A 9604-nucleotide genomic window follows, 5' to 3' on the forward strand; every position below is an offset into this window, starting at 1 on the left:
TCTGGCTTTCTGCAATCGCGGAGCGAAGGTTTTCAACCGGGAGCATCCAGCCATTGCCTGCGACCTGCATGTAGGTTTCATTGGGGGATCTGTCCTGGCCCAAAATGACGGCAATCCCCGTCATGCCGTCGCGGCCGACGATGCCGACTTCGCTTTGCCGCCCACCGGTCATGGTGGCAACCACTGACGCGATGCCCTTCTCTGGAAAATACACACGCTCGATCGGCTGATATGAGACCTCAAGCTGGGCTTTGATGCCCAGTTCGACGTGATGCATTGATGGCTGCAATCGCGCGAAATCCTCTGGGGAGAGGGCTTTCAATACATGGTTGCGAATAAGGGATTGGGGCATGGCTCTCTCCCTGACGGGCAAGAGCACGTACCTCTTACTGTCGGCTGCGTCCGAAGCGCTGGCGGCCGATATGGGAAGCATAGGCTTCAAACGTGCGGATGACAAAATCTTACAGGTCACTGCCTGCCCTTTCGGGTAGGCCTGAGCCCCGAGTTGATCGAGGCGCATGTCTTGGAAGTTCACATTCGTTCCTTTTGCTGCTGGTGGTGACGGTTTCTCATACAAAGCAATTTGCGGGGCTCTGAGGGATTGGATCTCATATAAAAGCGGTCTCAGAACAGATAGAGAGGCACACGGCCTCACATTATCCCCAGCCCTGGTTGGCATTGCTCCGGCAGCCGCAACGCTGGGAGAACAGCCCCGGTCGGTAGGTGTGAAGTCGTGTGAAATGCGTTTCGTAGGTAAGCGCTCATTTCCCCGCACGTCGACGACCCTTGCAACAGCTGATCGCTTTCAGACGGACGCGTCCGGGCGGATCAGGCTGCAGCGGTTTTGGCGAAGTTGAAGGGCCAGGTCCGGCTTGCCCACGCGGTAACCGTGGTTCCCTTCCGCACGCCGTCCAATGGCCTTGGAGGCCCTGTCACGTGCGCCCTTGCGCTTCGCCACAAGTCCGCAAGCTGCGCCTTCTCACACTCAGCCCGGCCCCGAGTATCTGCCGCACCATGGCTGCCGTAGGCGTGTCATCGCTGAAGCTGTCCGGTGCATCGACCGGGATCAATTCATAGCCAAGACCCTGCAACAGCCTATGGCCCGCGATCTGCACCGCAAGGTCACGCGCGCACGGGCTGGCGTTCTCTATCAGGATCACCCGAGCGCCATTGCCCGCCATGTACTCAAGGAGGCCTTGAAAGCCGGGGCGCGTGTCGATCGGGTCAGCCCCGCTCACCGTGGACATTCTCTGTGACCCTATCCCTCGCGCTACAGGCCCCTTGGGGGTCGAATTGCGCTGATTGCCCGGTATCGGACATTTGCAGCAATATGTCCGGCAAAAGGATTTTGGACTCAGTGTCCATTAACGTACAACTTGTGCAATTGGGCAACGCCACTGTGAATGGGGCTCGTCCACAACGACTGAACCGATCGAAAATGATGTGACGAAGACCGCGCAGCCTAAGGCACATACGGCACGTACGTTATCGTGACGCAAGGAAGACCACATGGATCACGATCGCTATCGTAGGATGCATGGTCGCTTGGGCGGTTCAATGAAGGCGGCTTCGTTTGAGGTGGCGCTGAAGGGCAAGACGCAGATCGCGGACGACAGCTGGGCTTTCGTCTTCGAGAGACCGGACGGCTTTCGGTTTAAGGCGGGACAGCATGTGCGGATGACGCTCCTCGATCCTGTCGAAACGGACCGCGAGGGCAACAGCCGTTTTTTCTCACTTGCCAGCACACCCCAGGAAACTGATCTGGTGATTGCCATGAGGATGCGTGACACGGCATTCAAGCGGGTTCTGGCTCGCCTGCAAATGGGGGACAAGGTTCTCATCCAGGTGCTACTGGATGTTCCGCACGGAGGTTTCGCACTGCACGCGGCCGGCAGTTTTTCTCGCCGGAGGCATTGGCATTGTCCCGGCCTTCTCGATGATCAAGGACGCAATCGAGCGAAAGCCGTCGCACCGGTTGTTTCTGTTTTATTCGAACCGGCGGCCGGCGGACGCTGCGTATCTCAGGGAATTGCAAGAACTAGCCGAGCAGAACCCGTCTTTCACACTGGTTGCGACGATGACCGAAGCTTCGGCTGGTTGGACAGGCGAAACCGGACGCATAAGCCATTCCCTGGTTTCAAAGCATGTCGATGACCTGCGGCTTCCCGTTTATTGCATTTCCGGGCTGCCGGAGATGGCCGGCGCCATGAAGACGATGCTCGGTGGTTCAGGGGTCGACGAGGCTAGCATACACGCCGAAGAGTTCACCGGTTTCGATCTCAACAAAATCAGCCCAAATCAGAACGGCAAAGTCACCGGCCATCGGTGCAGGCGGTTCATTCCGGTGGTCTCAACGGTACTGGCCGTGACCGCGCTGGTGACGCTGCATGCCGGCGCCGTCGTTTCGATATTCGGCAACGGTCTGAAGGGATTCCCCGGATCTGGCTGGTACGCAGCGATCGGGATTGCTCTTGCTCTTGCGCTGGTTAAGGTCGGATATCTCGCCCATCGCCTTCTCGCCGGCAGGAGGTTTTTCACTCAACATCGATGACGACCATGAGCCCGCCGCCGCCTTTCTCCTCGACATTGTTGTTCGTCGTGTGATGCGGGATGTGGCAGTGAATCAGCCATTTGCCGGGCCGCTGTGCCTTCCAGACGACGTCATATCGCTGCCCTGGCCCGACATTGATCGTATCAGCAAAAAAGCGGGCTGAGGGCTGGATCGTCTCGCCGTCGCGGGCGACCACCTCAAAAGGTCCGCCATGGATGTGCATCGGGTGGATGAAGCCGTTGTTGGTGCCGATGAAACGCACCTTCAGCGTCTCGCCAACCTTCATCTTGATCGTCTCGGTAGAGGGGTAGGCCCTGCCGTTGATGGTGAAGAAATTCGGCATGCCGCCGTCCATGGGCATCGCGGGATACGTCAGGCCTTCACGAACGAGCCATTCCTGAAGCTCGATCACATAGTCATGGTCGGCGGCTACCTCGTCGGCGGGCTTTGCGGGATCGATGATCAGCGCGCCGTAGAGGCCGAGGGCCTGGGTCCGGTCGGGCTTGGCGTGCGGGTGATAAAAATAAGTCCCATGCTGGGTCGCCGTGAATTCATAGGAATATGATTGTCCAGGCTCGATCGGCGCTTGGGTAATCTCAGCCGGTCCATCCATCTGGTTCGGCAGGATCATCCCGTGCCAATGGATGGTTGTTTCCTCCGGCAGGTCGTTGGTCACATTGATCCTGATACGGTCACCTTGGCGGATGTGGATACGCGGACCAGGAATCTGGCCGTTATAGGCATAGGCATCGACAGCGACGTTGGGCAGGATCTGCCAGCGGATCGCCGATGGCCTGAGTTCGAACACCTTCACGCCATTCTCCATGCGGAACGGCAGTTCCTGATCGCCCTTGGCCGCAAGGTCATACGTGGCGGTCACGCGTCGCGGATCGGTCGCCGCCATGTCGCGCATGGCATCGGCCGGTGTGTCACGGTCCATGATCATGCCGCGCGGCATGATGACGCCGCCGACATCACGGGCCGACAGCCTGAGGTTCAGCCAGTTCGCCGGCGCCGTCATGCCGATCGCCAGCGCAAACAGCGACACCATACTGAGCGCTGCAATCTGCGGCGTCGTGGCGTCCGTCTCCATCTGGTGACCGCCGCTGCCGTGACCGGTGTGAGATGAATGGCCTCCTTGCTGCGAGTGATGGGCCGGCATCGCGTGCGCTGTATGAGAAGCACCGTGCTCGTGCTGCTGCATACCGACGCCGTGGCCAAAAACCATTTCACCACCGTGCCATCCGGTATAGACAAGCAGCCCCACAACAACGACCGACATCAGCAGCCCCCACGGCAACACGGCATCCGCCGGACCAAGGGAAAGGCGCACAGCCATGCTGACCGCCGCGATGGCGAGCAGGACGAGGTTGCCGGCGAGATGATGGCGAGCATGGTACAGCTTGCGAATTGGCGGACTGCCAAGGAAGTCCGTCAGGCCGGCCACCGCTGCGGCAAGACCACCCACCAATCCCGTCGCGACGAGCCAGACTGAAGCAGTCGCCCAGAACGCATTGCCACTAATCCAGAACGCCAGATCGGAGAGAAGCGCACCGACGAACAGCCCGATCGGCAACGGAACCAGCATCGGATGAATGGGATGGCGGCCGATCGCCGCGACGACGGGAAATTCCGGCTGGCCATGCTGCTGCTCGCCGCTGTCGCCGGCATGATGATGAGAATGACCTTGGTGCGCTTCGGCGGTTGCCTTGGCAGGCGCGGCCTTCTCTTTTCGTCCGGCATGGCGTTCTGCCGGCTTTGCGGAGGCCTCGCTATGCGCGTGCTGCGTTCCCACATCATGTCCTGCGGATTGCTCCTGGCGTTGCGTCATAAGCCCATGCTTCAGCCGGCGGGCGACCAGCCAGACATTGGAAGGATAGGCGAGCGTGAAGCCGGCGATGACGCCGATCGACATCACGCCCCAGAACAGAAGTTCCGTCGGCTCCATCGCGCGCATGTCCCGCCCCATCATCAGGAAACTCATGACCGGCGCCATACCCGCCATCATGAAGTTCATCGAAATGAATTCGGGCAGGAAGCTTTTGCGCACGTTTTCCCAGTAGGTGCCGCCCATCATCGATTTCATGAACAGCGACTGGAAAATGAACAGGCCGAAGGCGAAGCCGGCAAGATATTCGACGATGAGGTCGAGCCACATCGGCAGGCCTAACGTTGCCGTGACGACGGCAGCGAGAATGATGCCGGTCGCATCGCCGGCAACGCAGTGGATGGTCGAGCCCACGCCCTGCTTCCACAGGGGCTTTGTGAAGTCCTCGTGCTCGCCGGGCCGTGGCTCCTTATCGGCAAGTACATAAAGCAGCAATCCAAGTGGACCCATATAGAGGGTGACCAGGATGAAACCCCATTTCATCACCACCGGTTCGGGATTGTTGCGGTATTGGTCGAAGCCGACATAGAGCGTCGAGACAGCGGCAATCGAGAACCAGGCAACAAGAAAATAGTCGATCGGTTGGACGAGCATGACAGGCCGCCTTTGATTTTTCGCAGAGGTTTGTCAGACGGCCCGGCGCACCAAGCCTTAAGGCTCATGAACGCGGCCAGCGCGTTTATGATCCGCGCTGGCCTCCGATGTCTTCAAGCCGCCAACTTTTCGTTGTCGTAGCCGGCAGATTTGATGACGTCCCGGATTGCGGTTTCGTCCGCCTTGGTCTCCACCGCGACCGTCGATGATCCTAGGTCGATCGCCACCTGAGCCGTCGGATCGACGCTTTTTACGGCCTTTTCGATCGTGCTGGCGCAGTGGCCGCAGCTCATATCCGGAACCCTCAATTTCAACATTGCAGCTCTCCTTTTGTTGTTGATGGAGACCTTATGGGGCTTCCCATCGTTGGAAGGTCAAGAGACTTTTTTGGAATTCGGATCGTTAGGAAGCATTGGTTGAATTTTGCCTCTTGACCTTCCAATCGTGGGAACCTTTTTATGATGTGGCAACAGCCCAGAACGGAGTTGCAAACTATGAACGCCATTACCCCGCACACGACAGCCGAACCCGCTCCGGTCACAATTCAGATCGGCATCGAGGGTATGACGTGCGCCTCGTGCGTGCGGCGCGTCGAAAAGGCCATTGCCACCGCGCCGGGGGTCGTCGGGACATCGGTCAATCTCGCGACCGAACGTGCCGAGGTGACTTTTGCCGGCAAGCCGGACCTTGCTCCCGTCATTGCGGCAGTATCGGCCGTAGGCTACGAGACGCGCGCGGACACGATTGAACTCGCCCTCGAAGGAATGACCTGCGCCTCTTGTGTCGCGCGCATCGAAAGGGCGCTAAAGGCGGTGCCGGGCGTGACCGAAGCCAGTGTCAATCTGGCAACCGAGCGTGCCACCGTCCGGATCATCGCGGGCACGATTGAGGCTGCCACGCTTGAAAGAGCGGTGGCGGCAGTCGGCTACCAGGCGCGCCAGATCCTGCCGGAGACGGACAAGGACCGTGAGCGCGACGGACGCGAAGCCGAGATTCGGACGCTGGGTCGCTCGCTTGCGCTGGCCGCGCTTCTGACGCTGCCTGTCTTCATTCTCGAAATGGGTTCCCATCTCGTGCCCGCGTTCCATCACTGGGTGATGATGACACTTGGCGACTGGAACTGGCGGCTGCAATTCGTCCTGACCACGATTGTTCTATTTGGTCCGGGCTTGCGGTTCTTCCGCAAGGGCGTGCCGGCCCTTCTCAGGGGCGCGCCGGACATGAACGCACTGGTGGCGCTAGGGTCCGGTGCTGCCTGGGCCTACTCGCTCGTTGCGACCTTGATTCCCGGCGTCTTGCCGGCAGGCACTGCCAACGTCTACTACGAAGCCGCAGCCGTGATCGTGACGCTGATCCTCCTCGGACGCTTCCTCGAAGCGCGGGCCAAGGGCAGGACCAGCGAGGCGATCAAGAAACTCGTCGGTTTGCAGCCCAAGACGGCGCACGTCGTCAAGGACGGCGTGACGATAGAAGTGCCTCTCGCCGAGGTACGGGTTGGTGACATAGTTATGGTTCGGCCAGGTGAAAAAATCGCGGTCGACGGCGAGATCATCGAGGGATCATCATTCATCGATGAGTCCATGATGACTGGCGAGCCGCTGCCCTTAGCCAAAGGAATCGGCGCGGAGGTCGTCGGTGGCACCATCAACAAGACCGGCAGTTTTTCCTTTCGCGCTACCAAGGTCGGTTCTGCAACGCTGCTCGCCCAGATCATCCGCATGGTCGAGGCTGCCCAAGGCTCAAAGCTGCCGATCCAGGCGCTGGTCGACAAGATTACGGCCTGGTTCGTGCCGGCCGTCATCGCGGCCGCCTTGCTTACCTTCGGAGCCTGGTTTGTGCTGGGACCTGAGCCGGCGCTGTCCTTTGCACTGGTCAACGCCGTTGCCGTCCTCATCATTGCCTGCCCGTGTGCCATGGGCCTTGCTACGCCGACGTCGATCATGGTCGGTACGGGGCGGGCGGCCGAACTGGGCGTGCTCTTCCGAAAGGGCGAGGCGCTGCAGACGTTGCGTGACGCTACGGTCATTGCTCTCGACAAGACCGGAACGCTCACCGAGGGCCGGCCCGAACTGACCGATTTCGTCGTGGCTGACGGTTTTGTCGAAGCCGACGTGCTCCGGCTCGTTGCCTCAGTCGAGGCACGCTCCGAGCATCCCGTCGCCGAGGCGATCGTGCAAGCGGCCGAACGGCACGGGCTTGTGCTTGCTGATGTCGAGAACTTCGAGGCCATTCCTGGCTTTGGGGTGAGAGCTGGCGTCGAAAGGTGCAAGATCGAGGTCGGTGCCGATCGCCTGATGATCCAGCTCGGCCTGGACATCTCGACCTTTGCTTCAGCCTCGGCGCGCCTTGCCGACGAAGGCAAGACCCCGCTTTATGCCGCCGTCGATGGCAAGCTCGCCGCGATCATCGCCGTAGCCGATCCGATCAAGGCATCGACGCCCGCTGCTATCAAGGCGCTGCATTCGCTTGGGCTTCGGGTCGCCATGGTGACCGGCGACAACCGCCGTACGGCCGAGGCGATCGGGCGGCGTATCGGTATCGATGAAATCGTCGCCGAGGTGCTGCCCGACGGCAAGGTCGAGGCCGTCAGGCGGCTTGGCGAGCATGGCGCTCGGGTTGCCTTCGTAGGTGACGGCATCAACGATGCGCCGGCACTTGCTGCAGCGGATGTCGGTATGGCGATCGGCACCGGTACGGACATCGCCATCGAAAGCGCCGATGTTGTTTTGATGTCGGGCGATCTCCGCGGTGTGGCCAACGCGATCGCGCTCTCCAAAGCAACAATCCGCAACATCGGCCAGAACCTGTTCTGGGCCTTTGCCTACAACATCGCGCTCATCCCGGTCGCCGCTGGTGTGCTCTATCCGCTGAACGGCACGCTCCTGTCACCGATGCTGGCGGCTGGTGCCATGGCGCTGTCTAGCGTGTTCGTTCTAACCAATGCCTTGCGTCTCAGGCGTTTCCGGATCCAATCGACGACAGGACACAAGCCGGTCAATTCTCCGTTCAAGTCGTATGACAGATTTGTGCCGATACGTTTTGCTCTAAGTTCCGGATCTGATGTCGCCGGGACTTTCAACCTGCAGGAATGCAACCATGAACATAGGTGAAGCTGCCGCGGAATCTGGCGTCTCGGCCAAGATGATCCGCTACTATGAGTCGATCGGGCTGATCGCCAACGTCGCCCGCACTGACGCCGGCTATCGGGTCTATTCGGACGACGATATCCATACGCTACGCTTCATTCGCCGGGCACGCGATCTAGGCTTTTCGGTTGACCAAATGACCGACCTGCTCGCTCTCTGGAGCGACCGCTCGCGGGCGAGCTCTGATGTCAAGCGGATCGCTATGGAACATGTTGCCGAGCTCGAACGCAAAATGCGAGAGCTCCGCGACATGTCAAAAACTCTGCGTCATCTGGCGGAGCATTGTCAGGGCGATGGTCGACCGCATTGCCCGATCATCGAACAACTTTCCAGCGGGCACGAGGCGGGGCCGATCAAGCGGGCCAAACGCCGCATTGACCCGGCCGGGCATCGGCAGTCCTTGTAGGACGCGCTCTCTCCGCAAACCTTGGATGAGTGATCGAGGAGAACGACAGATGCATCGACGTGGGTTTCTGGCGGCCGGCCTCGCGACGGTTCTTGCGAGCCGGCGCGCCGCAGCACAGATGAAGATGGACAACATGGATGACATGTCCGGCATGGACATGGGTCACATGGGCCATGACATGGGTGCAGCACCGGCCAACGCGCTCGCGCTCCCGGAAGGCGAGCCGTTGCGCGAGCTTACCCGCCTCACGAACGGATCGATGACTCCCGGTGCTTTCAAGGCACGACTGACGGCCGAACCGGCCAAGTTTCGCTTCGCCGAAGGGCTGGACACGCCGATCCTCGGCTATAATGGCACCAGCCCCGGGCCGCTGATCGAGGCGGTCGAGGGTGACCGGGTCGAGATCACCTTCGCCAACCGAATTCCCGAGGAGACGAGCACCATCCATTGGCATGGCATGCGGGTGCCCGCCGACCAGGACGGCAATCCGATGGACCCCGTCGCAACTGGCGCCGACCGCACCTACAGCTTCGAACTGCCGGAAGGCAGCGCTGGTTCCTACTGGTACCATCCGCATCCGCACGGCAAGACGGCCGAGCAAGTTTATCGCGGCCTCGCCGGTGCGTTCGTGGTCAAGCCGAAGGCCGATCCGATCCCGGCCGCCTATGGCGACACCGTGCTGGTGTTCACCGACCTACGCCTTGCCGCCGATGGCACGATGCCGGACAACACGATGACCGACCTGATGAACGGGCGCGTCGGCGATCATGTGCTTGTCAACGGACAGAAGAATCCCCGGCTAACAGTTCCCTTTGGCACGAAGCGGCGTTTCCGGCTCTACAACGCGACAAACGCGCGGTTCCTTCGACTGGCGTTTGAAGCGTCAATGACAATTATCGGAACAGACGGTGGCCTGTTGGACGCACCGATCGCCGCCGACGAGATCCTTCTCAGTCCCGCCGAACGCCTTGAACTGATCGTGTCATTCGACAAGCCCGGCCCCGCAACGCTGTACACGC

At 60.5% G+C, this 9604-nt stretch carries 8 protein-coding genes; 4 read left to right on the plus strand and 4 right to left on the minus strand.

Features of this window, described 5'->3' with window-relative positions:
- Together NKJ89_RS35120 and NKJ89_RS35125 are read right to left on the minus strand one after the other, a co-directional pair.
- A partial coding sequence (locus tag NKJ89_RS35120) for a cyclic nucleotide-binding domain-containing protein (RefSeq protein ID WP_502904199.1) occupies positions 1-352 on the minus strand: 352 nt, incomplete at its 3' end.
- Between the two features lie 580 nt (positions 353-932).
- Positions 933-1247, minus strand: a complete 315-nt coding sequence (locus NKJ89_RS35125) for a recombinase family protein (RefSeq protein WP_352609004.1) — start codon at positions 1245-1247, stop codon at positions 933-935.
- 689 nt (positions 1248-1936) lie between these two features.
- Here NKJ89_RS35125 and NKJ89_RS35890 point away from each other — a divergent pair.
- Positions 1937-2551 (plus strand): ferredoxin reductase domain-containing protein, encoded by a 615-nt coding sequence (locus NKJ89_RS35890; protein WP_502904200.1) that lies wholly within the window; start codon positions 1937-1939, stop codon positions 2549-2551.
- Here NKJ89_RS35890 and NKJ89_RS35140 read toward each other — a convergent pair.
- Complete coding sequence (locus NKJ89_RS35140; RefSeq protein ID WP_352609005.1) at positions 2535-5033, minus strand: DUF2231 domain-containing protein; 2499 nt, start codon at positions 5031-5033, stop codon at positions 2535-2537. The two genes, NKJ89_RS35890 and NKJ89_RS35140, sit on opposite strands and share 17 nt — an antisense overlap.
- A 113-nt stretch (positions 5034-5146) precedes the next feature.
- Positions 5147-5350: a heavy-metal-associated domain-containing protein gene (locus tag NKJ89_RS35145; RefSeq protein ID WP_352487701.1), complete on the minus strand. Its 204-nt coding sequence runs from the start codon at positions 5348-5350 to the stop codon at positions 5147-5149.
- A gap of 177 nt (positions 5351-5527) precedes the next feature.
- On the opposite strand from NKJ89_RS35145, the gene NKJ89_RS35150 reads away from it, so the two are divergent.
- From NKJ89_RS35150 to NKJ89_RS35160, 3 genes are all read left to right on the plus strand, one after another.
- Complete coding sequence (locus NKJ89_RS35150) at positions 5528-8143, plus strand: heavy metal translocating P-type ATPase (protein WP_352487700.1); 2616 nt, start codon at positions 5528-5530, stop codon at positions 8141-8143.
- On the plus strand, positions 8130-8585 hold the full coding sequence (cueR, locus tag NKJ89_RS35155; RefSeq protein WP_352487705.1) for a Cu(I)-responsive transcriptional regulator: 456 nt from the start codon (positions 8130-8132) through the stop codon (positions 8583-8585). Before NKJ89_RS35150 ends, cueR begins: the two co-directional genes overlap by 14 nt.
- 49 nt (positions 8586-8634) lie before the next feature.
- The coding region (locus NKJ89_RS35160) for a multicopper oxidase family protein (RefSeq protein WP_352609006.1) at positions 8635-9604 on the plus strand (970 nt) is incomplete at its 3' end.

This window comes from Mesorhizobium sp. M0047 (assembly GCF_040323315.1).
GTDB lineage: Bacteria > Pseudomonadota > Alphaproteobacteria > Rhizobiales > Rhizobiaceae > Mesorhizobium.